The sequence below is a fragment of the Coleofasciculus sp. LEGE 07092 genome (genome assembly GCF_015207375.1).
Classification (GTDB): Bacteria; Cyanobacteriota; Cyanobacteriia; order Cyanobacteriales; family Coleofasciculaceae; genus LEGE-07092.
Map to the genome: position 1 here is coordinate 14,275 of NZ_JADEWY010000035.1, position 25,227 is coordinate 39,501.

Sequence of the window (25,227 nt, forward strand, 5' to 3'; positions counted from 1 at the left end):
ATCTGAGGAAATTCTGAGGAAGAGAAGCTGTATTAAAACTTTACATAGGGAGGGGTGGGCATCTATTCGACTGGTAGTGCAGGGCTAGTATCTCCTTTTACTAATCAAGGGCTGGTTATCTGAGAAGGAGTTGGATTCCCTGTTGTTTTTCTTAATTTCCAGAGCGAAATTTCGCGTCCTTTGAAAGTTAATTCAGCTTTGTAAACCAGATCTAGCTGGCTTCTATGAACCTTCTCAAAGCTTTCTCGAAACTTCTGAGAGCGTCCTCCATAGCTGTTGTAAACAAATATATCACTAAACTTTCCAGAAATTTCTGGTAAATTTTCCGAATCGAAAGCAACCTGAACCCGAACTTGTGGATCGAGTGAATAACTTAGAGGCAATACTCTCCAAGGATTATCAATAACCACAAGTGGGCGTTCGGCTTGATTAATAAAGTAGCCTAATCGAGCTGCATAATAATCTGTATACTTTGTCCACCAAGTATCTGCATGGGAAATTAGTACGCAAGATATAACTGAACACGAAATCAGTACAACTGCTATAATTTGCCAAAGTTTTTGCTGCTGTTTTTTTAGAGATATAGCAAAAATTTTATGAGCGAGTAAATAGGCAACAGCTAACTCAATCCCCAAGTAAGAAGGAGTTAGATATCGAGCATTGATTGAACGAGTTCCTCCGATTACTACATCAGGTAGCATTAAAGCTAGAGCTGTCATGCCAATCAACGTCAGTATAAATAACCAGACTTGTTTTGAGGTTTGACAACAGAGAAAATAGATAGCATATCCTATCAAAATTAAAGTAGGAATAATAAAATAAGTCACAGGGTTATTATAGCCAAATTGCACGTCAAAAGGATCACGATAGCCAAACTGTAAATCAACAAAGACATGGGTCATATTTAAAGCCCAAGTTTTAATCAAATATAGTAATGGAACTCTATCAATCTTGTCGGAATTTGTGGCTTGAATTTGAGATAAGTTACTAATAACAATAAAAATCCACGGAAAAAACAGTATAAGCCCCCCTACTGATGCCAACAAATAATTCAAAATTTTTTTACTCGATTGGAAACGTTCTACTGCCAGAACATAAATACCATGTCCAATTGCCACTAATACAGAAAATAGAAATGTGTAAAAACTTAGTGCGAGAGTGACTGAATAAATTCCCCAGCTAAATTTTGTTTGTTGTCGCATGGCTCGCAGGAGAGCAGCACTTGAGAGCAAAATTGTTACAGTCCACAAACTAAACTCTCGCATTTCTTGGGCATAGAGGAGGTGAAAAGGTGAGACAGCGATGAGTGCGATCGCTACCCATCCCGTTAACGATGACTGAAATAATTCCAGGCACAGCCAATAGGTAGATGGGAATGCTAGCAGACTAATCAAGGCAGGTAAGCTGCGTCTTGCTGCAACTGAATCACCAAACCATTGTCCCCAAAATCGTCCTAGTACATAATAAAGGGGTGGATGATGAGGGTCTTCGACAGCTAAGGAATCAATGGTATCGAATAAGTCTTTTTCAGGCGTTAGGCGTTGATACTTTTGGATATCTTCGATAGTGTATTCTTTCCCATCGAATATCTGAGAGTATTCTGCCCATTTGTATCCAGCTATCCGCAATGATGTATAGGTTTCATCGCCCCAGTAGACTTTTTTTTCTAGATTAGTGAATCGAAAAAATAAGATTAAAACCAATATAACTATTATCAATAAAAATTTATGATTTTGAGCAACGATATATTTTCTTTTAATTTTCATGATCGTACTTTTTAAATTATTCATACAAGTACAGATTCCTTTTATTTTATAAGCTTGCTTAACCAAATTCTATCTTTGATCAGGTTGAGAAACAAGCACTTTAAATTCATTTACGAAGTCTAACTGTGGTTTGTAGAAAAACACATCACTAAAACCATCAGATATAAGACGCAGCCCAAGTTGTTACAGTTTGTATCTTACTCCATCTGTTCGCAATAACTAAGATTCAAGGTGTGAAAACTAGTAGACCTACCACAGAAGCAAATATAGCGTTTCCAAATCATTCATAAAACCAAGTGGTAGTTTTTCAAACTCCAAAACTAAATGCTCATAGCAAAAAGTTGAGCTTGTTGAGAACCAATTATCTTTTTAGTTAGTCAGTATCTGTGCCATACAACTTAGATTATTTATTCCCATCAAAATAATAAGTAATATTAAACCTAGCTTGATGTAATTTTTCTCCAAAACTGAGTGGTTGACTGCTAACAGCAAAACTGGAAAAGTAAAATGACAGGTGTAAAGAAACATTTCTTCCACTCCAAAAAATGAATGCAAAACCATGTTATAAAAAACTGCACTAGAAAGAACAACTATATAGATACTCTTTCTTCCAGTCAGAAAATTTTTATAAAATCCTATAATTAACAAGGCTATCCACATACTTAATCCTATATATCCAACAAAACTGTAGTCTAAAGGTTGTTGAAAAAAGCCTAATACTAAACGGTTGGAATTTCCTAAATTAACAACTCCCGTAAACGGAGACGAACCCCAAAAATTGACTAATAAAAAATGCTTTATTAACTCCCAGATAACTGATAATGGCTGATTCAATAAGTTAGTCTTCACATACTCTAGTTGGGTGCTAGCTGTTGAAGTCAGGAAAAAGTACTTGGCTAGGGGAAAGAGTTTTTTTTGGAGTAGGGTGAGACAAAAACATAAAATTATTACAAAGGCTATATAACTTAGTGTATTTGTTGCAATTTTTCTTTTTGTTAGAGTATATCTAACTCCAATAAAACAAATTAGTGTCTGAATAAAGTTAGTGATTGTCACTCCAAAAGAAAATATGCCGATAATAATCCAGTATTGAAAGTATAATTTTTTTCTTTGAAGAGAAAGCAGAAATAAAATGTATGTGGTGATAATGCTACAGCCAGCTAAAGTATAACTTTCTGGAACTACACTAAAAACTAACTGACTCATACTCAGACCAAACACAATCGATAAAAGTATCGTTTCAAGGTATTTTTTCGTGAGATTCCAAAAAAATACAGATGATAATAGAACAGCTAAAGCGCCGAAAAAAGAATTCAAAATAATTCCTGAAACTTCCGTAGATTTAATTAAGGAATTGATGAGATAGCCAAGAGGAACAACTATTAGTAGTATTAAAGGATGAGAGCCTTTATGGTAAGCTTCCCATTTAAGTAGAGTCCATTCCCAATAATCTGCACCAAAAAACACATACTTGCTTAGAGTTAAATTCTTTAAAAGTAAAATCCCTATTACTAAATAGATACTGTAAAATATAAAAAAGATACCAAAACCCATAAAAGCAACTTTAGTATTTCTAAAAAGACGGAAAACTAAGTTTAATGTTATTGCTATAAATGCCAGTAACAAATTAAATGCAAAGAAAATTTTATCTACTTTTTTTAAGTAAAAATCAAGAGTATTTTCGCCACTTTCTAATACAAATTTATTTAACGGATAAATAGCTTCACCATTATAAATAGATTCAATAATTGGATATAAAACAAGAAAATAAGCTATAGATATTGCTATTAAGTAAATTATTAAAATCGCAATAAATTTATTTTTATCAACCAATTTTTTTAAACAATTATTTAATTTCATGGTTACTCATCATTGAATGTTACTGAATTAGGTACAAGTCGGAGCGTGAAACCCTTGTCAATTGATAGTTCAGCACACCGACTTTCCCTTTAAGTCAGTGCCATTCACTCCTAGTTATTCTAAACAGTAAATTATTTTGAGTACGCTTTCCTAATGCAGTCTGTATCCACCACGACAAAATTCTCAGTTTCCAGTACAGAACAACGCGGCATAACTTTTGCCAACGCGGGAACCGTCCCCTCCTCTAACCTCTCTAAGGCTTCTGTCGCTGCGGGTTGATACTGCCTAATCCAGCGACTAGTCCAAGAGCCAGGATTAGCTATATACTCAGGTGTAAAAGCGTTACGCTCTAATAGCCAAAAATCCACGCCGTACTTTTCTATAAAACTCTTTACTTGTTCTAGCTCAGGGCTATATTGAGCATTAATCAGGTCAATAGCTCGCTGACGGATCTGTTTGTAGTATCCTACCTCGTAAGGCAGAGCATATTCTCGCCCCACTAAAATTGAGCGTTTGGCAAAACTTGGTAAGTTATCTGCTTCTGGTGCCAAAGAAGCAATAAGAATATCCTTCGGTTGCTTACCAAAGAACTCATAAAGTTGGGGTACTGTACCCACTACATAATCGTTACTGGGAAACCTTCCTGCAAGGCTGGGATAAACAAGAAGTGCTACTGCAAATACCGCCGATGACACTAGCGCCAAACCCTGACTTCCTAGGTAAAGATCGTTGTTCTGTTTAGTTCGGAGCCAAACCCAATCGAGAAGGAATAAAATAACTGCCGTTCCAACTCCTAAAGCTAGCAAAACAATGAAAAGTTTTTTGTGTCCAGGATAATAAAAAATGAACCAATGGATAGCTAATAGAAGGACGTAGACGGTAAAAAATAGGCTTAGATCTTTTAGTGAAATCTTTTTAGGCTGTTCGCAAACCCTCAAGACGGCATCTAACACCAAAACTAATGCAATTCCCGTCGCTAAATAGATCGCAATTCCAAGTCCTAATGCATACCTGCTGGGAAGGTAGAGCTTGAATAATAAGGCATGGGCAGCAAAAAATAAGCCTACCGATACCAGCACCATTTGAAGTAAAATAGTGATACTGGAAGTAATGTATCTAGTTAAGGGAAAACGAGACGGATCTCGTAACAAAAATGGCAATATTAAAGATGTGTACAAAATTGGAGGCTTCCAGGGCCATCCCATCAAAGCACTGCGATGGGAATTGAACCAAAAATCCCAAGTATTGTTAACAAAAAAGCTGGTTCGTCCTTCGGGTCCAAACTCTGCTAACGCCCTAGCTTCAGCTACTGTAATAATTGGACCAAATTCCGACGAACCAAACACTTGGGGCAACAGTACTAGAAAAACAATTCCCAATCCAGCAAGACACAACCTATAATTGTTCAGATCCAGAGAAAAACGGGGAAATCCTCCCTGCCAACGCAATAACCGCAGGATGAGTATTCCAGCCGTTACGAGTATAACGGGAGGATAAAACAGTCCTTGTAAGGCGATCGCGATTAGGCAGGGAAGCCACGAACGCCGCAGCAGATAGTACAAAAATGCTATAAAAAAGGGCCATAAAAAAGCTCTAGATGTAGCGGTGACTAGAGTAGCTCCACTCCAGAGCATATAGTTTAACAGTAGCGTAGCGATAAATCCTGACGTTGGCACTGGCAAAATCTGCATACACAGAGCAAAACCGTAGCCAGTTGTAATCAGTCCCAGAACGACGGGCAACAGTTTGCTAAGTACAATTGGGTCGATACCTACCACTGCAAATAACCGATAGAATGTTTTATAGGCTAATGGCGCAGTAGACTGATAATACTCGGTAATTAGATCGTTGGGAAACAACTCTGGATCTAAAAACCTATACATCCAAAATAAATGCTGCCTTGCATCATCTTGAATCACATACTGACTACTGAAGGCTTCCTGCAATCCTTGAATGCCGCAGATGGCAGCAAAAGTTAGGCTCAAACAGAACCAAAATTTCCCCTGGGGACTGAAAGGCTTGTCGATTGGGCTAGTGAGCCATCGGTGTAAATACTTGATTAGCATAATCAGTTTATTTTTTACGACTTTAATTTTCTAAAAAAATAAAATCCATGTGGAATAGTTTTTGCTAAAGTACTGAATGTTTTTTGACAATTATATATATGTTTGATAAGCGATTAAGTGCGCTTATCAAACATATCGGCAAGAAGTGCAAACATCCCGATTTGGGTCGCCGCAATCAAGAGAATGAGTGTTCTTTCCGTTAAATTTTCACGGACAAAAATATCTTGGATGAAGGTGAACAAAAAGCTAGCAAAAAATAAGCCAGCAATTGGCATAAATACTCTCAAAGGGGCAAAATAGACGCCCGTTCGCAGAATTAACTGAATAAAACGCAAGGTATCCCGTATAGGCTTAATCTTGCTTTTACCTTGGCGATGGTGAAAGTCAATCGGTTCGTAATGCACGACATACCCGTTGGTTAACATTGCCACTGTAATAGTCGTTGTAAAACTAAACGTATCGGGCAGAATATTTAGAAACCGTTCCACCACATTTTTATGAAACACTCGCAGCCCACTATTAAGATCGGGGATGCGACTTCTAGTTATCCACTCAGCAAAGCGAATCAGGAACCACTTGGGAATTTTACGCAGGTTAGAATAGCGAACATTGGCACCGATTCTCGCCCCAACAACCATATCAGCATTACTCGTTAGGGAAGCTAGGTAGGGAATCATCTCGTTAGGATAGGTGCCATCGGCATCGGTAATCACGATCAAGGGATAGTTTGCTTGTCGAATGCCTGTCTTGAGTGCTGCACCATATCCGCGATTTCGACGGTGTTCGATGACTCTGATATCGCTACGGGAACGGAGAATTTCGCCCGTGTTATCTGTAGAACCGTCATTGACAGCGATAATCTCGTATTCGGAGCTAATCAATTTCAGATTTTCTTGTAAATGCTCTAGGGTTGGTTCGATGCCTTTCTCTTCGTTGTAGACGGGGAGGACAAGAGAGAATGCTGGACAGTTTGCCCCTGAAGTCTTGCTTGTTGAGAACGATCCTTTACCAAATTGACTGCTTTCTTGCATTATTAGGTTTATACCTCCGATTTCGCTTAAGTATGCCAAAAAATTACCAGCACTTGCTAGAGTTTGGAAAGGTCTATTTTTAATTTTGCTGTAAATTTTTGTGTAAAAATTGTAAACGTACTGTGAGCAGTTGATTTCAGCCGCATTTATTGCTCCTGGTTAAATGAAGATATGACAGCAAGCAGATATACAGAGGTTTTTCCAGGGATCTGCTAAAGTTGGGACTTGTCACAAACAGCTAGGCTTCAGGCTTTGCAGACAGCATAGTAGGGTGCAAGAATACAGCCAACTATACCATTGGAGATATGGCTGCAGTTTTGATTTTCTATAGCTCATGTCCAATTAAACCTTAAATCGCCCAGCTTATGAAAAAAATCTGGTTATCTATAAAGCCCTACTTGCGCTGGGTAATTCTTGGTGGGACGCTGTTTTTTTTGCTCAAAGCCTTCAAAGATAATTGGCAAGACGTTGCCCAGGTTCGGATTGATGCCAATGGTTGGGCAATGCTGGCGATCGCTGGGGTAGTTACTCTACTAGCACACGTCTGGTCGGGTTGGGTTTGGACGTGGATATTGAAAGCGTTCAAGCAACCTGTCGGACAACGGTGGGCACTCCAAGTTTACCTGAAAACCAACATTGCCAAGTATTTACCTGGCAATGTCTGGCACTACTACGGACGCATTTCAGCAGTCACCCGTGCGGGAGGTTTTTTAGGAGGTGCAAGTCTCAGCGTATTGCTAGAACCGCTATTGATGGCTGCTGCTGCATTAATGATCGCTTTGATTAGCAGTGGATTGGGGTGGATGGAAGTTTCTAATGCCTGGATGTCGGTATTGAAAATTCTGAGTTTAGCTGTAGTTTTGGTGGGAATTCATCCGAGAGTTCTCAACCCAGTGATTAAAACTTTAAACCGAGTGAAGGGAAAGTTGAGCGACATTGACACGCTTCAAATCGAACGTTATCCCCTGTTGCCGTTGCTAGGTGAAATGGGCTTTTTGGGACTGCGAGGGACTGGATTCGTAGTTACCATCATGGCACTGACATCGGTGAGTCCCGGTCAAATTCCTCAGTTGCTGAGTGCATTTAGCCTTGCATGGCTGCTGGGATTGATTGTTCCAGGAGCACCTGGAGGTCTGGGAGTCTTTGAAGCTACAGCGATCGCTCTTTTAGATCAAGAATTTTCTGCTGGTTTGATTCTGATTGTTGTTGCCCTGTTTCGGATAGTCAGCATTCTGGCAGAAGTAGCAGCGGCTGGGATGGCAATGTTAAGCGAACGGTTTTAGAGCTTACAGGGTTATTATTGGGATGAAGTCAGGAAACTTTTCCAAAAGCGATCGCGGCAATTCCACTCAACATTAAACCAATCCCGACCCAGTGGATATGAGTAACTTGTTCTTTTAAAAGAAATACGCCCGATAGGGTAGTAAAAGTAATCGTTAAACCGATAACAACTGGGTAAACTAAGGATAAGTTTAATTTTCCTAAAATAAGGATATAGAAAACTGTACTTAAAGCATAGGCGAGAAGACCACCAAACAAATAGAGGTTGAGGGGATTTTGACCTGATCCCAATTTCAGCAGGCTCTGCCCCGCTGTGTTTAGAAATACTGATATTAAAATTAGAAGGAGCAAAAACAAATTATTCTTCATTACCAAGTATTACCTGAATTTTCTTAATTATGATTAAATTGCAAAATTTTTACTTATTACCAAAACGCTATTTTCACCCTAGACTAGAACTATTATTCCCAATACAAGTATCTTAAAGTACTGCCAATCGCTAAAGCTATGACTAACACCCATACTATCAATAAAACCTGTAGAAATTTAGTTAATCTAGAATTTAATGCTGCCTTTTGACTAAAATTAAAGGGTAGAAAGAATAAGTGATTCAAGTGTTCCAGATAACGCTTCTTTGCAGGATTTCTATCTACACACCCTTGAGAAAATGAACCGTTAACTAGACAAATTATATTGTTAAAGCGTTGACCTAAACGAAAGTCAAATCGAGTCCCTGGAACCCCTAACTGTTTCTGATAAATCTCCAAATTCATTGGCATTGTAACTGAAGCGATCTGCACAAGGATAGCTAGTGCCAGTATTCCCTGCATTAGCCATGTTGTTAACTTTCTAGCCGATAGAAGACGCTCTACAAACAAACCTAACAGCGGAATGAGTAACAGATGAATAGAGGTAACTTGATATCTGGCACCCCAGGCAGAATCTCCGTGCCAGAAAAAAAACCGACTGTAGGCAGCTAAATGTAAGCCCAGGTTTAAAAGTCCAGTAATCAGATACCATTGCATGAATGGAGAAAGCTTTTTCCAAAGAAGTATTCCTAATGCCAAACAAGGCAACAGTAATGGGTCGTAAATAAAAATGCTTTTTTCGGGTGAAAAGAGCGACCCTAAAATACCAATATAGGGTTCATTGATTAAGGGATAATTATCCGGGAGCTTGGGTAGTCCTTCCCACATAGGATCGGTAAACAATTGCTTTTTCTCTACACTCTTGCCAGTTGCTAAAAAGCTACCGTAACGGTGGTAATCAAAAATTCGTCCTACCAGAGAAAAGGGAATAAAACCAACTATCCATAATCCGGCTGTTTTTATAACTTTAAGCTTATCGCGATTTTGATAGGCGATACAGCCAATCAAAAAGAGTACGACAGTCAAGACATGAATAAGACTGGTAATGCGAATAAGCATAGTACCCCCCAAGGCTAGCCCACTGATTAGGGCAAAGCGAGGACGCCCACTTCGCACATAAGCTAAAGCAGCCGCGTAACCAATGATGACAAAAAGCAACACTTGGTTGTTATGCTGATGCACTTGGGCATAGTGCAAGACCGTAGTACCAAGCAACCAGGCAAGACTCGCTAACCCTGCAATCCGTTCTTCAAAGTCAAAAAGTCTGAGCAACCAGAAACAAGCGACTACAGTTGCAACATTTAACGGGATAAAAATTAGGAAGTTAACGGTCAAATCCCGCAGCGTTTTTGACGGTATGTTAGGGAACCATTGATGAAGCTGAGTTCCCAACCAATCTCCAGGGAGCATCAACAAAGACTGTCCCTGTTCGTAAGCTATATAACGCTTTCCTCCAGTCCCAATCACTCCAGCCTGAATGTCGCCCCGTACCTTGAGTTTATAATTTGGAGATATTTGTACTTCTTCAGTACCTGTCCACCAAGCATGAGCCATCTGCAATCGGATGTCAGTATCGAGGGTGCCGAGTGTCCCTGAGTTGATTGCAGTAATCCATAATAATGCAATCAGGGTTATCTTTGTAAGAGTCTTCATCTGTTAATTTACGGTTACTTACTATGCTCACGTAGATATTTTTACGTCTCCAACCAATAGATATACCGAAATATACAACTTTGGCTCTTTTTCAGTTACATAGTTTAACTATCGTCAGCGGTACACCTTGCTTCACAACTTTATAAGCGTCCTGACATTCCGGAAAAGCTTCTTGAAGTTCCCACTTGGGAACTGCCAAGTAGTAGTAGGGCTTAGGAATATTGGGAATTTCGATTTTACCTTTAGGGTTAAGTATCCCAATTACGGGAGAATCCGATTTAGCGAACACCCTGGCTGACTCTACAGGACCAGCCACTAAAACCTGTGTACCAGCCTGGGAATTTTTATTAATCCACTCCATTGCTTCACGGATACTTAATCCCCAATAATCGGTTTCGTATCGACCAACTGCGCCTGTTAAACCTCCAGATAAACGATTGAAATAAATATATTCGTAAGGATGAATTTTTGCCATATCTGAAGAAACTTGTAAAAATAAACTAAATATCAAAGCTACGAAAAACAGTCGAATAATTTTTGAATTAAATAAATGTTGATATAGCCATCCTATTGAACTAGCAGCAATCGCGGCAATTCCAGGCAGAATAAAAAGGAATTGACGCACACCATCATACAGGGTTGAACCCTTCAGAATTGCATAAAGCGGTAGAGAGAAAACTTGAAGAAATACTAAGATAAAGCAGGATTTTTGCAGAACGGAAAATTTTGAGTATTTGTATAAACTTAAACCTAAACCAAGAAGGAAAAGGATTTGCAACATTTCGGGAACAGTCATCGTAATCCAGCGAGGAAGATAAAACCAAGGCAATTGATGACCTGGTATAAACTGACCATCAAATAAAACTGTTCCTCCCCAAGCATGTTGAGAATTGTATTTTACATTCTCAAAAAACCATCTCACAGGATTTGACCAAGATGCCGGATGACATACAGTAGTTACAATTGCCCAAGGTATAACTATTAATATCCAGCCAATTGCAATATTTTTGAATGTATATCGAGTTATTTGTCTCTCCTCTAGTTTTAGGAGTATATAGGTAAACGGAACAAAAGCTAAAAAGACAAATCCTCCAATTCTAGCACTTGTTAGTAAACCGACCAGAATACCAAAGAGAATGGTAGTTATACAAATGCGATTAAAGCCAAATTTGATTACTCTATGGAGTTTCGAGTATTGACTAACTATATAAGCACTTAGCCAGGTAGAGAGAGCAAAGAGAGTAGCAAATGGAATATCTTTGGGATTAAAGAAGCTATGTCCCCAAAAACGAGGTAAAAGTGCTAGAACAAGAGGCCCAATCCAAGCGTAGTTTGAACCGCAGAGTATACCCACTATACCAGCAACTGACACATAAGCAAAAAGAGAAAATAAAAAGGTTAATAAGTGCTTGAAAAAAACTCTCTCTGCATTAACTTGTATGTGGCTGCTCAAACCATGCTTGAGTTGAAAGAGTGATTCTGCCGCAACATCCAATACCACACCGTAGTATTTTAAGTTACTTGGATTAGTTTGAAGGGGTTGCTTTTTCCGAATGGATTCATAATTCCACAGTACGTGTTTTATATACAGAGGCTCGTCCCAGGATATACCATAATGACCGACTGTCGATATCCCTATCGTAGCGATTAAAAAAATGATAAGTACTGTTTTCAGTAATGGATTTTTTAAAACTACGTTTTTATAAACAGTTATTTTAGAAATAAGTTTCACTAAATTGGTTTGCATAGCTGACATAGGTTCTATTTGTTCTTCTTGGTTTAAAAACCTTAATAGTCATTCTTCTTTAGTGAAGATAACCCATTTAGGCAGTGTATCAACAGTAGTTTGTTTTGAAAAGTTTGGAAGATAACCCATGACTACTTCAATATCTTTTGGATGATAGAAAGCAACTACCTGTAGCTTGGACGGGATGTACGCTTGGAAATGATCATTGCTTAATTTTAATCCGGCTTTTTCTCTATCCCACAAGCCGTTAAAAGAATGGTAGAGTCTACCATCTGCCATAAGGATGGACAAGGGTATTTGTGGAAAGTAGATTTGATGAGGATGCTTTAAGGTATATCTGTATGCTAATTCTACTGGATTCTTTGAATATCTATTCAACTCACGATAGATTTTGTTAGGTGCATGAAGATAAACTGTAGTCGCCAGTAATACAGCTATAGATAAAACTGAAATTTTTAGTCCTTTTAAGATGTGGAAAAAATCCAAACGATTATAGCTAAACTTGAATACAGAATCATTGATAAGAGCTGTAACAGTGCAGACTAGAAAATATACGGTCGAAGCTTGCGAGTTAGTGGCTCCACCAAACTTCACTCGACTAAGCAATGAAATTGGAATCATGTACATAGTTACTAAAATCAATATTGACCAGCGATTAGAACAAAACCATTCTCCAATAGACATACTATTTTTAGTTTTACAGCTTACAAGTTTCAACCCAATACATAAAACTATTATAAATATAAATGGTAGGCAAAACTGAATTAATTCGTAAGCTGCTAGGCACAAAACCTTTATTCGTTGAACTAATTGAATTCCAGTTAAAATTTCAGGATTTCCATATTGTCCTAATGAGCTTATCCAGGGCCAAAGGCTGGGAAATTTAATCATAGTAAAATATAAATATTTTCCTCCAAATAAATAAATGAAAACAATTGATATAGCTGTGAATATAATCAAAAAATATATTTTATATTTTTTAAAATTTTTGTATCCATCAGTTATTAGAACATAAGTTCATAAAGCAAAGGGTAAAGGTAATAAATTTTGCTTTGTCCAAATTGATAATGCAGCTAACGTAGCTGAAAATAATAATAGCCATTTATCCTCTTTAGAGTTTCTACAGTATAGGACTGCACAAGCCATACCCGCTATTCCCAAAGATGCTGCATCTGCGTGAATGCTAAAAGCGGAATAATAGTGACCAGTAAGAAAGAAGTAATAAAAATTCTTGCAGATAAACAAGGATGTTTAATAATCTTCACCTGAGTAACAGTGCCAATAGAAAAACAAAGTATGGGAAGAAAGAAAAATAGTGTAGAAATGAGTCCAGCCCACCTAATAGCAACTGTAGGTGAATTAGCTAGCGTGGCTGGTAAATAAGAAATTGCTGCAATAGGGCCATACATCCAACTCAGGATAGGCTCACTTTCCAGAGCATTAAAAAATTTATAACCATAGGCTAGTGCAAAGGCTGGTGTCAGACGATTGTTATTCCAGATATCAAACGGAAGAGACAAAATTTCTATCACTACTGAGCTGATTAACGCCAAAAATAAGACTGAAAAAAAAGAAGCAATAAGTCTGTCTACAATTGTCCAATTTGACAAGCATTTGAAAATTACCATGCAGAGTGAAAATAAAATAATTAAACTGAGGCTATAACTAATAATTAGCTGCATATTAAACCTTCTTTTGCCATATACCCAGTAGGGATTTACCCATTAAATAGTGAAACAAGGGATCGAGTACCTTAGACAGAGGTATCATTGCTTTATCCCACAAAACTATGTGATTCTTGTTAGGCATCCTGCTTTTAAGTAAAAAACGATTGCCTGTTGAAGCGATTAGTCCCCCAGAGTCTAGATACCTGATACTGATGCATTTGAGATTTTTCGGAACGAGTGCCGATAACCTATTGCGACTATATCGACGATAATGACCGATAGCTTCATCAAAGGGAGTAAAAAGCCATTGATGAGCTGGAGCTAAAATTACTAAAAATCCACCATCTTTCAAGTAATTTAAGGCAAGTTTAACTTCAGCGTGGTCATCTTTAATATGTTCTAATACATCAATATAAATAACAGTATTAAATCTTTCATAATGACTGATATTTAGGAGAGTACCTGGTTTTAGCTCACAGTATTCTGGTAAACGACCAGTTTCAATCGACTGCTTTAATTGTCCTGCTAATATCGGATCGGGTTCAAGACAAACCCAACGTTTATGGCTTCCTTGGCAGAGTAACTCAGTTGTCGAACCAATTCCGGAACCCACTTCTAGAACCTCAGTACCTAGATAGTTTTTAATGAACTGTCGATAATAAGCTTTCCAGTTTCGAGCTTCTTTAAATAGAGCAAGTTCTGAGCCATGATAAGAATAACCAGTCATTTTCATTGGATAGAAAAAACTTCCTGTAACTCCAAAACGAAATAGTGATAATCCCGCTGGGGTATAAAGCTTAAAGAATTCCTAGTACTAAGAATTATGAAGACAAAAACTAAGGATACCATAATGGCTTGCATGAGGATCACAAAAAATAGTGATACCATGTAAGATGCCCAACCCGGAATTGCTAAAGTAGTGGCAAGCCTGATAAAGATAATAGTCAGAATTCCAATAAAAGAAAGTCCTATAAGTAGACAAGTTGCAACCAGTAACCTGACTCCAACTATATCTCCGTAGACTGAAATAGCGCTTAAACCATGCATAACAAGTGATACAAAGTTCATCTTTGGCTCTCCTGCTAAACGGCGACTGCGTCTGGTAGAGATTTCTGTGTGGGGAATTCTGGCTTTAAACACAGCAGCAGAATAGTGGTTCCAAAGCTCTGAAACGATAACAAGTCGGCGTAACAGTTCATAGGGGATAATACTGAAATTACCTACACTAATTTGGGAACCTGTTAGCCATCTATAAAGCGATTTATAACATAAATAAAAAAATTTAAACAACCAACTTTCAGAGCGTTGGCTTCTTTTAGCAAAAACGACCTTTTTGTATCCTTCAACTTGACATTTTCCAATCAGTTTGATTACATCACTAGGAGCATCTTCACCATCTCCATCCATCACAACAACCGCTTGGCAGTTTATATGAGCTTCGATGTAAGCTAATCCTACAGCAATGGCTCTTTGATGCCCCAGATTTCTCTTTAGCTTCAAAACATCAAGTTTTTTAATGATTTGGAGTTTTGAGTCTGGAAAATTTTTTCTAACAGAAATACTTGATGCATCATCTACCACAAAAATTTGAGCCTCTATGTCTGTATACTCAAAGACTTGATCGAGATGATTTAACAAAAGTTCTAATGAATCCCAGTCGTTAAAAACTGGAATCATAATTACAATCGAACAACCTGGTAAATCTTTCTGCTTGATTTTTTCCATTACCTATTTGAATAAAAATAAGGTGGGTTAATAAATCCAAACTTTACAAACTCAGCACTCTACAACGGCACCTTCTTTAATGGATTCAGTCAAGTTCAGGTAGGGGATAGGCAAGGTAGGCAATACGTTTTGCCTCTCGCCGTCCACGGGCTACTGAATCCAGGATCAGACCGCAGGTGAGGCTCAGAAAAGCTAGCAACATAATGGAAGCTGCTAGGATGGCGGAGGGAAATCGGGGGACTAATCCTGTCTCTAGAAAAGTTTCCACGATGGGAATGCCTAGAGCTAGGGAGGTGAGCGAAAGCATCAAGAAAATGATGCCAAAGAAAAGGAACGGTCGGATTTCCTTAAACAATAACAATGCAGTGCCTAAAACTCGCCAGCCGTCTTTAAAAGTTTTTAGTTTGCTTTGTGAACCGGGTGGTCGGGAAATATATAACGTCGGCTCTTCGGCAAACGGCATTTTCAGTTCTAGCGTGTGTATTGTGAACTCCGTTTCAATCTCAAAGCCACTGGAAAGTGCTGGAAACGATTTGACAAATCGGCGCGAAAAGATTCGATAGCCCGAAAGCATATCCAACAGCCGCGCTCCAAACAAGAATTTAGCGAAGCCAGTAAGAAACACATTACCGCTCCGATGACCACGACGATAAGCAGCACTCTCACCTGCTGCTGTGCGACGCACGCCTACAACCATATCCAGCCGCTCAACTAACAAGTGTTCCACCAACCGCCGCACTGCTCCCACCTCATAGGTATTGTCACCGTCAGCCATGATGTAGATGTCTGCTTCAATATCCGCAAACATCCGCCGGATCACGTTACCTTTTCCTAACCTAGGTTCACGCCGAACCACAGCACCAGCCGCCGCTGCCTGTTCTGCCGTACTGTCGGTCGATCGATTATCGTAGACGTAGATCTTTGCTTCTGGAAGTGTAGCCTGAAAATCAGTGACGACTTGGGCGACGGTTAGGGCTTCGTTGTGGCACGGAAGCAGAACAGCAATGCTATAGCTCTTAAGAGAGGGTATCTTTTTTTTAGATAAATACTCTAGCATATCATTACCTTCTTTTATATTAGATTCGCTTTACCAACAGAATATAGCATGATTTTTGCTTTCTGATAGAGGGCAAATTTACTTACTTTGGAAACAAATAGGCATAGTAGCCAGTGTTACCAATTTCTTGCCAGCCATTGGCAGACATATACTCTGGCGTATTCACTCCTCGCTTTTGAATAATCGCCTTAGCTCCCGTCCTTTCTAAAACTTTGTAAACTTCAGCTCTAGTCGCCGTGTCTGTTTTCCAGAAGCTCTTAGCATCAGGCAATTCCGCGACAATCGTCACTCTTGCTAATCTTGCCCAATAGTCTTTCGTTCCGTTCTCTCCCCTCAGCGCGATCGCGGCAACTTTGTTTCCGGCATGAATTCCTAATTGATTCAAGCCTTGAGCAATCTTCCAGTCAATAGGTTCTCCAGGATGTTGCCACAGATCGGTAAACTGTCCTCCAAGCATAAACAGGATACCAACGGTCATACCAGCAACTAATCGTTTCGACTCTTGAGAATTAGGCAGACGCACGCTGGAAAAGACTCCAGCAAATAAGAGTACAACCAGTCCAGCAATAAGCCTGGGTCTGACGTGTACCAGCATCAGGCTACCTAAACCTGCACAGGCAGGAATGAGTAATCTCCAGTTTTCTATCAGAGATTTAATTGCCAACCCGAGCCTACCCCCCACAAAAACAAGAATGAGGTAGCCAAATATTAAAAATCCCAAAAATATACGGTAATACTCAATAGCATGACTCCAGATAATTTCCACCTGCTTTTGCAGGTTAATTTTAGGCTTTACCCCTTCATACCAGTAAGATGGGTCATAGCCTATCGGCAGAGTTACACCCTCGAAAGGAGTCTCGAACTGATAGATATCCGGATTCTTGAAAATTTGATTAACAGGATGCTTGGGAATGCCACTATCAGGAGGATCACCTTGCCAATAAATAGGAGGTATTCCGCCGATTTTCCAGGCATAGTTCAATTTTCCAGTCGTTCCAAAGGTAAAATACCCTTTAGTTGTGGAAATGGCAACAATGAAAGGAGTTGATAGAAGAGCGAAAACTAACACAGCCACTAATACTCTCGGAAATGCTCGTCGGATATTTCCAACAGAAAAAAAGCAAGTTCCTATAAATATAAAACCCATGGGAAACATGAATGTTTTGGTCAGATAACCAAGTCCAACAACAGCTCCTAATGCAATAAAATTCCACCAACTATCTGACCGCGTGTGGACACGCAGCACTATAGCTGCCGCTAAGTAGATTAAGGCAGCTACAAACATATCAGGAGTATCATTGCCTATCCCTATCCATTGTAGAGCCGACCAAAGATATAAAGTGTAACCGGATGCTATCCACGCCCAGTATGGAATGATCAAGTTGCGATCGCTTGGAGCTTTGGATACTTTTTCTTTGTAGTACAAAAGGAATTCAGAAAGAAAAAAATCGAAGCAAACTAAACTAACTAGATAAATAACAAAGTTCGCAAACTTAATCGCAAAGAATTCCCAATAAGAAGACGGGTTTAAAATAGATATGAAAAAGCTTAGAATCCACGAATAAACAGGACTAAAATATTCATTGATGGCAATATCCCAATCTCTCCGTAAGTAAGCATCGCCAATGTCCAAATAAGAAATGACATCTCCTGATGACAGGTTGTAACGATTAGACCAAGCTTGCAGGCTACCAAAAACTACAGCGATCGCCCAAAAAACAGCCTTAATTAAATAATGTTGCTTTTGATATTTTCTATCCATCTTTCCTGTGTTTAAAATTACTGCTTTAGGTCTTGCACTAGCTTCACCACATCAGGGTTGTTTTTTACCCATATTTCATGGTCGGCACGAGTTTTAGCGAGGTGGAGTTCAATATTTTCTGATGTGATGAGAACACCGAATCCCTTGGGAACCTTCTCTTGTTGATAAGATAGCACGTCGTTGAGAATCAAATCACCAACTTCTTTACTATAATGAGTACCATCTAAAAAATATTTCATATCATTACCAATGGCTTCAGTTGTTATCTTATTGAGATTTGAAAAATCCCATACAGGTGTGATGCTACTGACTTGACGTTTCCATTCCTCAAAAACTGTCCACAGTCCAGCAACGCGAATAGCTTCTAATTGAGCAGTATGTTCGGGAGATATAAATACTTTGACTTGTATATTTCGTTGCTTACATATATCAATTATTTTTTTAAACTCTTTGATTGAAGACTGAGTTAAACTGTAATTTTTATAATAATTTTCGTTGTTTAAATAATTGCCGATATCTATTTTAAAATTATCTATCATCGGTTTGGGGTTGGATTTAGGGCTAACATTACGCATTCCATTTGAATAGTATGGCAGACTAGCTAAATCTTCACGGTTAACTTCTAGTGTGATAAGGCTTGATTGAAAAACTTGAATGGAAAAAACTACATCTAATAATCTTTGTAAGGGTATTTGAGACTTGCCAACTAAATTTTTATCATAAATAGATAAATTATCACTAAAATTAGTGTTATTGAACATGAAAAAATCAATTCCTATGATAACTTGCTTTAATTTAGGTTGATTAATGAGTGCGTGTTCAAAATAATGTTTTGCTTCATAGATATGGACTCCTGGTATTCCCAGATTGTAGGCAGGTTGGTTAGCTAGTAAAGCTAGGTACTTTGGATTTAAACCAAGTACCACTCTAGATGATCCTAGTAAAACTGTTGTTGGCTTAAGACGCATAACTTCAACAGACTTAAATAACCCATTATGCGTATCTTGCTCAGGTTTTAATCGATTTATACCAGATACAGTTGGACTATTCAGAACACCGTAGGGGTCAATGATGATATTGAATATACCTACAAAAAATCCTGGAAATAAAGCAATAGTAATAACAAGAAAGTTAAATTTTCCATAACTTAAAAATTTAGAGTGCGTACACAAAGCTTTTCTAGATAGCTTTTTCGGGTAACTTAAGGAAAACTTCATGAATAACCCTTCTTTTTTATTGCTTATTTAGTCCTGACAACGGATTAGCATCGTACTCTTGCTTTATATCTTGAACTAGCTGGACTTCGTCAGGATACTTCCTTGCCCATAGATCACGATTAACCCGGATTTTAGCTAAATGAGCTTCAATATTATTGGGCGTGATAAGAACACCAAAATCTTTCGGAACCTGCTCAGTTTGGTAAGATAACAAGCGGTTGAGAACCCAAGTGCCAACTTTTGAAGTGTAATGAGAATTATCGGTATAGTTTTCTATGTCATAGCCAATGGGTTCTGTGGTGACACTGTTATAACCAGAAAAATCCCAAACTGGAGCAATTTTGACAAGTTGGCGTTTCCATTCTTCAAATGTTTGCCAATGTCCCGTAGCGCGAATCGCTTCCCATTGGGTAGCATGGGATGGGGATATAAAAATTTTTAACTTTATATTATTTTGCTGGCATAAATCAACAATTTTTTTAAAATCATCTAGGTATTGATTCGATAAATCATAGTTATCGTGATTTTGAAAATAGTCATTAATACCTACTTTAAATCTCCACTCGTTTTCTGCTTTATTAACATCGCTATAAGGACTAAATCCTAGATAGTCACTACTTTTTTGATTTGGAGTTTTGTTGCTGGCTGTCACGGTTTCTACGCTTGCAGATAAAGCATCTATTGAGAATCCAAATTTGACAGCATCTTGGAGAGTAATATGCTGTTTCTCTAATCGACTTTCAGAAAAAACAGGTGGATTGGCAAGGTGAGAATTGAAGGAGAAAAAATCAGCACCGACAATTACTAATTTTAAATTAGGTTGATTAGCAATTGCGTGTTGTAGATAGCGTAATTCTTCGTAAATATTTACACCATTAAGTCCAATATTATAAGCAGTTTGACTATTGGCTAAAGCCGAATATTTTGGATCTAGACCCTGTTTAGCTCTGGAGGAACCTAAAAGAACTGTCACAGGTTTTAACTTGATGATATCAGTAGCTTTATACACTCGGTCATTGTTGTCTTTTTTTGGCTTTAGCTGATTCAAACCCACCAATTTGGGACTGTTAAAAACCCCATAGGGATCGATAGCAATATTGAATAAGCCAGCAGAAAGCAGAGGAACAAAGGCAGTTATCAGAAAGCTTACATTAAATCGGCGATATTTTTTAACCCAAGAAGTTGGTTTTCTGGGTTCCGACCAAACTTTTGAGGAACCTGACTTCAACTGACGGGATGTACTCATAGAGGCTGAGATAGATTAAAACTGGAAGTAAAGAAACTCAGATACACGGTTGAGTGACAGTAAAGAAAAGCTAGCAAGGACACCCACCCAAGCTGCCCACCACCACGTTGGCTTCAATCTCCGCAGGATTTGCTGTGTATTGGGGAGTAAAGTAACACATAGCGTTAGTCCAACTAAAACAAGTATACTCACGAGCTTGCTGCCATTTACCTCTGGTAGGTAAACTAAATCATTCCAAGACTTAAGCTGCAATCCAAATTGCGTCAGTATCGATAACTTACCTTGAGCTTCACCGGGCAGTACAATCCCTTTCATGCCAACCATTGCTTGGAGAATTTCCGTGGCAGCAGGCAAGCTTTTGGATCTAAATAATACCCACCCGGCAACAACTGCAAAGAATGTCATAGCCCATCCTACTAGCTTCGGCAACGGAATGTTCAACTTACGCCACCAATGATTAACCGATAGATATATTCCATGTAACCCACCCCACACCACATAAGTCCAACCAGCACCATGCCACAACCCGCCTAGTAGCATAGTGATAAAGAGGTTCGTATAGCGCCGGACTTCTCCCCGACGACTACCACCGAGGGGAATATATAGGTAATCCCGCAGGAAATTGGATAGAGTAATATGCCAGCGCCGCCAAAACTCAATAATGGAAGTAGATTTATAGGGAGAGTCAAAATTAATCGGCAGACGGATATTGAACATCAACCCCAAGCCAATAGCCATATCGGAGTAACCCGAAAAATCAAAATAAAGTTGAAAGGTATAGCTTAAAGCCCCTACCCAGGCTTCAATGAAACTAACTGCATCAGGGTTATCGAAAACGGGTGCTACCCAAGGCGATATGTTATCCGCTATCAAGACTTTTTTTGACAGTCCTAGACTAAACATAGTTAAGCCTAGAGCCATATTTTTTTGAGAAAAAATGAAATGTCGCTTCTGACGGAACTGATTGATGAGTTCATCATGACGCAGAATTGGTCCCGCAATGAGTTGGGGAAAGTAGCTGATAAATAAGCTGTAGGTTAGAATATCATAGTTGGAGTCTTTTGTTTCACCCCGATAAGCGTCAACTAAATAAGCAATTTGAGTAAAAGTGTAAAATGAAATGCCCAGAGGCAGTATTATTTCAAGCCTTGTTAGATTGGTATTGAAAACACCGTTAACAGAGGATAGTAAAAAATTGGCATATTTATAATAAGCAATAATAGCTATATTAACAATAATTCCTATCCAAAGTAAATTTTTTGCTTGCCTCTCCCTGGGTTTAGCACTTTCGATAGCTTTGCCCATTTGATGGTTGAAGAGGATCGAAATGAGTAGAAGGGGGAGATAGGCAATATTCCAGTATCCGTAAAAAATTAGAGAACTTACCGTTAACCAAATTGTAGCAGCTTTGGTTAAACGAAATCTGACTAAACCAAAGAAGAGGATTAAGGTAATGGGTAAAAAGATAAAAATGAAGACGTAGGAATTGAATAGCATTATTTTCTAAAAAGTGTTGTACAGTCCTCACTCATTTTCTAGAGAATCCTGGGAGCAAGGCTGCTGCCAGGGATTAGTCTTCTCCACATCCTGAGTTTCCCCCGGTGGCACTGTCCTCTCACTCATAAAGTAAATCTCAAGGCTCTTGAGCTGTTTTGATTCTGGGTGCCGAGCATTCCAGTCGCGGCATAGATATTGCCCATAAGAGGGGATAAGTTTCTGCCCCAGACCGCGATTGAGGTTGATAAAGTAGGTGCGCCATTGCATATTCCGATAGGTGACATTTCGCCTCCGAATCGTCGGCTTATTCCAATTTACGGGCTTGCCCTCGTCGAGAAGGTTCACCTCCGTGCCATCCTCAAGCCTGCCAGACATTACATACCAGCCATCATCTCTGGGAGGACCCGGAGCGAAAATACTCCAAGACTGGTCTAACCGAGTCAGGCGACTAATCCAGTCAATAGAATTAAACGTCCTTCGATGCAGCGTTTTATAGGCAAAACTTTCTTTACTTAAAGCTCTCTCAGATAAAATCCTGACATTCCAAACGGTAGTGTAAACGAGCAAGAGCAACGTTACTGCATTCAGAAGTCCTGAAGAATGCACCTCAAGGGGACGGAATTTTAACGGTTTGGTGAATGTGCCAGCAGCCCTACGGTTAGAAGCAATAGTCTCGTAAAATTTCGTCCCCACTGACATGAACGGTTTCCATCTGAGAACAGATGCAAGAAACCCAAACATAGGTGAGAGACTAACGACATAAGCGATCGCTTCCCATTTAAAACGCCTGTTCCCCTGCCAATCTACAACCACCCAGGAATTTTTCTCCTGCATATCAGCATAAATTGAAGCGTCTTCCTGCTCCTGAGCCATCAGCAGGGGGGTTTTCGGCAAAATCAGGAACGTGCGAATCAGGTAAACGACCTTTTTACAAAAGCCGCAGTCTGCATCATAGTAAATCGCCAGCCCAGCTCTTTGAGGAGTACGCACCCTTTTGGCTAAACCATCCCAAACCTCAGTAGGAATAAACACCAGCCAAGTAAACATACCAAGGGCTGCAAACAAACCAATATGAAGCGTTAATCCGAACCCCAGATGTAAGAGGATAAAGGTGACAATCGTCGCGCAACGGAAAAAGGTAGTGCGGAAGGGAACAAACAGAAACAGCGGTCCGAGCCACTCTAGAACCAACGTAGCAAAGGTGAAAGCGGTTAACAGGGGGGGAAAGTTCAGTAGGAATTGACCCAATGGAACAGCGTACTGGTCGAAACTCAAAGCGTAGTAAACTGCACTCCCATCGGGCCACCAAGTCGGGCTAGTCGTCTTAAAGGCGGCGGAAAATATGTAGACGTAGCAAATTTGCAGAGTTAGTGCGAAGGTTGCACCGGAGAGGATGCGTTTGGGTAACGGTTTGGTAGATGTATTGAGGGCGCTATCGATTGAGTAACAGGCTCCCAAGGGCAAAAACATCGCCCAGAACATTAGGGCGCGAAGCATATCATCCCCAGCAAACAGCACTGCCGGATTGCGGTTGTGCAAGGAAATCAGCATTGCCCACGACGCGATCGCAGCCAGCCGAGTGCGATACCCTACCAACAAGGCTACCGCAATTAATCCCGCTAGTAAAAATACAAGGGTTTGAACCAATGGTTGACCACTGAGCGAATACACTGACCAATACCAGGGCTTGATGATATCGTTCAGGGCAGTCCGGGGTAGCACTCCCGTATCTGAATAAAGTGTATTAATATCCGAGGAACGAATAATCAAATCGGCAATTAGGATTAGGGCTATACCAATACGAAAGGCAGCTAGCGATCGCAAATCGAACCCAAATAGTTCCTTCAGTTTGGTCGCTAACTTAGTTTTAGGTTTTTGTTTACTAGCATTCATAAGAGGGTAGATGGGCAAATAGGAGTTAGAAGTTAGGGGAAAGAGAGATTACCGATTGTGCCGTCGGTGATTCCTAGACCTTCGACGAGGAAAGATGAGTTTTGTCAACCACTTGCCAATCCAATACCTCAAGACTTGGAGGCGATGGCGCAGGGTTGGTAGGCGCTGGAGGTAGACAAATTGTCTGATGATGCTTGCCAATCGACCGTCTACCTTAAGTGCAAAGCTAGAGACAACGGCTGCACCTTTTCCCAATGTCAGCATCTCTCCCAGATGCAGATAGCGGAAGCGGACTTGCGGTTTGCCTGCGATCGCCCGATAGAGGTTTCGCGCTGTACAATCAGCTTGTTGGTAAGCTGCTTGCGCCGTTGCTGGTATGCGCTTGCCTCTGGCATTTTGAACTTCTGCGATATCTCCTAAAGCAAATACCTCTGGATAATCAGCTAACTGTAAAGTAGGAAGAACGATGAGCTGACCTTGGCTATTGTGTTCGCAAGGTAGATAGCGTACCCAATCGATCGAGCGAGTCCCCACCGTCCACAGCACGAGATCAACGGGCGTCTGAGTCTTACCCTTGTTATCGACTACGGTGATTTGGTCTGATTCTATAGCTTCAACGCTAGTTTCAAAGTCAAGCTGAACCCGTCGCTTGTGCAAGGCGCGGCAAGCGGCTGCCCGACTGTAGGGGGAAAAGGATTTGAGTAGCTCTGTTCCTCTCTCAATCAGTCGTACCTGTCCCCGTTTCGGCAAGCGATCGGCAAGTTTACAGGCTAACTCTACCCCACTCGGACCTCCACCCACAACAGCAACCCGAATAATGGGTTGATCGGAACATTCTAAAACTCGCAACCGTTCTTTCAGACGTTCGGCATCCGTGACGGTACGGAAGAGATAGGCGTAGGTGGCAGCACCAGGAACGCTATCCAACCGCATCTCAGCTCCCACTGCCAACACCAGGTAGTCGTAGGTTAGCAGCGTTGGGTTTGGGTCAAGTTCCCCAACTTCCTCGTGCTGGAACGTGACTTGGCGATTTTCTAGATCGACACCCCGAACCACGCCTTTACAAATAGCTACATTTGTGTTAATGAGCAGTTTTTTAAATGTGGGGGCGATTTCCCAAGGTTGGAGTTCGTTGGTAATCACTTCGTAGAGCAACGGGGTGAATACTAAATGGTCTTTGCGATCAATCAGGGTAATTTGACAACGATTTGATAAAGCGTGAAAGCGTTGCAGGTACAACGCCGTATAAAGTCCCCCAAAACCGCCACCGAGGATGCAGATGCGCGTAGGAGCTTCATTGTTATTCAGGGCAGAATTAGAGCGGAACGGTTGACCGAACCTTTGGTTGTCTAGCTTGTAGTTCATGATTGCCTAACTTCCACCCTGTTTCC

At 39.9% G+C, this 25,227-nt stretch carries 19 protein-coding genes; 1 reads left to right on the plus strand and 18 read right to left on the minus strand.

Annotated features, from left to right (window positions below):
* Positions 1 to 104 precede the first annotated feature (104 nt).
* From IQ257_RS10915 to IQ257_RS10930, 4 genes are all read right to left on the minus strand, one after another.
* Positions 105 to 1,790, minus strand: coding sequence for a glycosyltransferase family 39 protein (locus IQ257_RS10915; protein ID WP_228060616.1), 1,686 nt, complete (start codon positions 1,788 to 1,790; stop codon positions 105 to 107).
* Positions 1,791 to 2,135: 345 nt separating this feature from the next.
* Positions 2,136 to 3,626: a hypothetical protein gene (locus IQ257_RS10920; RefSeq protein WP_193873450.1), complete on the minus strand. Its 1,491-nt coding sequence runs from the start codon at positions 3,624 to 3,626 to the stop codon at positions 2,136 to 2,138.
* Positions 3,627 to 3,757: 131 nt separating this feature from the next.
* Complete coding sequence (locus IQ257_RS10925) at positions 3,758 to 5,692, minus strand: hypothetical protein (RefSeq protein WP_193873449.1); 1,935 nt, start codon at positions 5,690 to 5,692, stop codon at positions 3,758 to 3,760.
* Between the two features lie 113 nt (positions 5,693 to 5,805).
* Positions 5,806 to 6,723 (minus strand): glycosyltransferase family 2 protein, encoded by a 918-nt coding sequence (locus tag IQ257_RS10930; protein ID WP_193873448.1) that lies wholly within the window; start codon positions 6,721 to 6,723, stop codon positions 5,806 to 5,808.
* A gap of 365 nt (positions 6,724 to 7,088) precedes the next feature.
* Here IQ257_RS10930 and IQ257_RS10935 point away from each other — a divergent pair, with 365 nt between their 5' ends.
* Positions 7,089 to 8,006, plus strand: coding sequence for a lysylphosphatidylglycerol synthase transmembrane domain-containing protein (locus IQ257_RS10935; protein WP_193873447.1), 918 nt, complete (start codon positions 7,089 to 7,091; stop codon positions 8,004 to 8,006).
* A gap of 28 nt (positions 8,007 to 8,034) precedes the next feature.
* On the opposite strand, the gene IQ257_RS10940 is transcribed toward IQ257_RS10935, so the two are convergent.
* The 14 genes from IQ257_RS10940 to IQ257_RS11005 all read right to left on the minus strand — a co-directional run bounded on the left by IQ257_RS10940 (position 8,035) and on the right by IQ257_RS11005 (position 25,201).
* A complete protein-coding gene (locus IQ257_RS10940; RefSeq protein WP_193873446.1) occupies positions 8,035 to 8,373 on the minus strand; it encodes an SMR family transporter in 339 nt (112 codons plus the stop codon).
* A gap of 92 nt (positions 8,374 to 8,465) precedes the next feature.
* A complete protein-coding gene (locus IQ257_RS10945) occupies positions 8,466 to 10,025 on the minus strand; it encodes a hypothetical protein (protein WP_193873445.1) in 1,560 nt (519 codons plus the stop codon).
* Positions 10,026 to 10,116: 91 nt separating this feature from the next.
* Positions 10,117 to 11,781, minus strand: coding sequence for a hypothetical protein (locus IQ257_RS10950; RefSeq protein ID WP_193873444.1), 1,665 nt, complete (start codon positions 11,779 to 11,781; stop codon positions 10,117 to 10,119).
* A gap of 39 nt (positions 11,782 to 11,820) precedes the next feature.
* Positions 11,821 to 12,663 carry a hypothetical protein gene (locus IQ257_RS10955; protein ID WP_193873443.1) on the minus strand — a complete coding sequence of 281 codons (843 nt, stop codon included), beginning with the start codon at positions 12,661 to 12,663 and terminating at the stop codon, positions 11,821 to 11,823.
* Positions 12,664 to 12,923: 260 nt separating this feature from the next.
* The gene (locus IQ257_RS10960) at positions 12,924 to 13,454 is read right to left on the minus strand and encodes a hypothetical protein (protein WP_193873442.1); all 531 of its coding nucleotides are present in this window, start codon (positions 13,452 to 13,454) and stop codon (positions 12,924 to 12,926) included.
* A 1-nt stretch (position 13,455) separates the two neighbouring features.
* Positions 13,456 to 14,166 (minus strand): class I SAM-dependent methyltransferase, encoded by a 711-nt coding sequence (locus tag IQ257_RS10965; protein ID WP_193873441.1) that lies wholly within the window; start codon positions 14,164 to 14,166, stop codon positions 13,456 to 13,458.
* A 2-nt stretch (positions 14,167 to 14,168) separates the two neighbouring features.
* Complete coding sequence (locus tag IQ257_RS10970) at positions 14,169 to 15,164, minus strand: glycosyltransferase (RefSeq protein ID WP_193873440.1); 996 nt, start codon at positions 15,162 to 15,164, stop codon at positions 14,169 to 14,171.
* Positions 15,165 to 15,249: 85 nt separating this feature from the next.
* Positions 15,250 to 16,221: a glycosyltransferase family 2 protein gene (locus tag IQ257_RS10975; RefSeq protein ID WP_193873439.1), complete on the minus strand. Its 972-nt coding sequence runs from the start codon at positions 16,219 to 16,221 to the stop codon at positions 15,250 to 15,252.
* Positions 16,222 to 16,303: 82 nt separating this feature from the next.
* Positions 16,304 to 17,983 carry a hypothetical protein gene (locus IQ257_RS10980; RefSeq protein ID WP_193873438.1) on the minus strand — a complete coding sequence of 560 codons (1,680 nt, stop codon included), beginning with the start codon at positions 17,981 to 17,983 and terminating at the stop codon, positions 16,304 to 16,306.
* A 17-nt stretch (positions 17,984 to 18,000) separates the two neighbouring features.
* Positions 18,001 to 19,200 (minus strand): hypothetical protein, encoded by a 1,200-nt coding sequence (locus IQ257_RS10985; RefSeq protein ID WP_193873437.1) that lies wholly within the window; start codon positions 19,198 to 19,200, stop codon positions 18,001 to 18,003.
* A gap of 16 nt (positions 19,201 to 19,216) precedes the next feature.
* The gene (locus tag IQ257_RS10990) at positions 19,217 to 20,446 is read right to left on the minus strand and encodes a hypothetical protein (protein WP_228060617.1); all 1,230 of its coding nucleotides are present in this window, start codon (positions 20,444 to 20,446) and stop codon (positions 19,217 to 19,219) included.
* Between the two features lie 15 nt (positions 20,447 to 20,461).
* Positions 20,462 to 21,943 carry an MBOAT family O-acyltransferase gene (locus IQ257_RS10995; protein WP_193873436.1) on the minus strand — a complete coding sequence of 494 codons (1,482 nt, stop codon included), beginning with the start codon at positions 21,941 to 21,943 and terminating at the stop codon, positions 20,462 to 20,464.
* A gap of 27 nt (positions 21,944 to 21,970) precedes the next feature.
* Complete coding sequence (locus tag IQ257_RS11000; RefSeq protein WP_193873435.1) at positions 21,971 to 23,836, minus strand: DCC1-like thiol-disulfide oxidoreductase family protein; 1,866 nt, start codon at positions 23,834 to 23,836, stop codon at positions 21,971 to 21,973.
* A 48-nt stretch (positions 23,837 to 23,884) separates the two neighbouring features.
* A complete protein-coding gene (locus IQ257_RS11005; protein ID WP_193873434.1) occupies positions 23,885 to 25,201 on the minus strand; it encodes an NAD(P)/FAD-dependent oxidoreductase in 1,317 nt (438 codons plus the stop codon).
* Positions 25,202 to 25,227 lie beyond the last annotated feature (26 nt).

Excerpts from the sequence above, each read along its gene's own strand:
- IQ257_RS10935 (WP_193873447.1), top strand. The coding sequence starts at position 7,089 with ATGAAAAAAATCTGGTTATCTATAAAGCCCTACTTGCGCTGGGTAATT.
- IQ257_RS10945 (WP_193873445.1), bottom strand. The coding sequence starts at position 10,025 with ATGAAGACTCTTACAAAGATAACCCTGATTGCATTATTATGGATTACT.
- IQ257_RS10975 (WP_193873439.1), bottom strand. The coding sequence starts at position 16,221 with ATGCTAGAGTATTTATCTAAAAAAAAGATACCCTCTCTTAAGAGCTAT.
- IQ257_RS10940 (WP_193873446.1), bottom strand. The coding sequence starts at position 8,373 with ATGAAGAATAATTTGTTTTTGCTCCTTCTAATTTTAATATCAGTATTT.
- IQ257_RS10950 (WP_193873444.1), bottom strand. The coding sequence starts at position 11,781 with ATGTCAGCTATGCAAACCAATTTAGTGAAACTTATTTCTAAAATAACT.
- IQ257_RS10915 (WP_228060616.1), bottom strand. The coding sequence starts at position 1,790 with ATGAATAATTTAAAAAGTACGATCATGAAAATTAAAAGAAAATATATC.
- IQ257_RS10960 (WP_193873442.1), bottom strand. The coding sequence starts at position 13,454 with ATGCAGCTAATTATTAGTTATAGCCTCAGTTTAATTATTTTATTTTCA.
- IQ257_RS10995 (WP_193873436.1), bottom strand. The coding sequence starts at position 21,943 with ATGCTATTCAATTCCTACGTCTTCATTTTTATCTTTTTACCCATTACC.
- IQ257_RS10925 (WP_193873449.1), bottom strand. The coding sequence starts at position 5,692 with ATGCTAATCAAGTATTTACACCGATGGCTCACTAGCCCAATCGACAAG.
- IQ257_RS10970 (WP_193873440.1), bottom strand. The coding sequence starts at position 15,164 with ATGGAAAAAATCAAGCAGAAAGATTTACCAGGTTGTTCGATTGTAATT.
- IQ257_RS11005 (WP_193873434.1), bottom strand. The coding sequence starts at position 25,201 with ATGAACTACAAGCTAGACAACCAAAGGTTCGGTCAACCGTTCCGCTCT.
- IQ257_RS10920 (WP_193873450.1), bottom strand. The coding sequence starts at position 3,626 with ATGAAATTAAATAATTGTTTAAAAAAATTGGTTGATAAAAATAAATTT.
- IQ257_RS11000 (WP_193873435.1), bottom strand. The coding sequence starts at position 23,836 with ATGAATGCTAGTAAACAAAAACCTAAAACTAAGTTAGCGACCAAACTG.
- IQ257_RS10930 (WP_193873448.1), bottom strand. The coding sequence starts at position 6,723 with ATGCAAGAAAGCAGTCAATTTGGTAAAGGATCGTTCTCAACAAGCAAG.
- IQ257_RS10980 (WP_193873438.1), bottom strand. The coding sequence starts at position 17,983 with ATGGATAGAAAATATCAAAAGCAACATTATTTAATTAAGGCTGTTTTT.
- IQ257_RS10955 (WP_193873443.1), bottom strand. The coding sequence starts at position 12,663 with ATGATTAAATTTCCCAGCCTTTGGCCCTGGATAAGCTCATTAGGACAA.
- IQ257_RS10965 (WP_193873441.1), bottom strand. The coding sequence starts at position 14,166 with ATGACTGGTTATTCTTATCATGGCTCAGAACTTGCTCTATTTAAAGAA.
- IQ257_RS10990 (WP_228060617.1), bottom strand. The coding sequence starts at position 20,446 with ATGAGTACATCCCGTCAGTTGAAGTCAGGTTCCTCAAAAGTTTGGTCG.
- IQ257_RS10985 (WP_193873437.1), bottom strand. The coding sequence starts at position 19,200 with ATGAAGTTTTCCTTAAGTTACCCGAAAAAGCTATCTAGAAAAGCTTTG.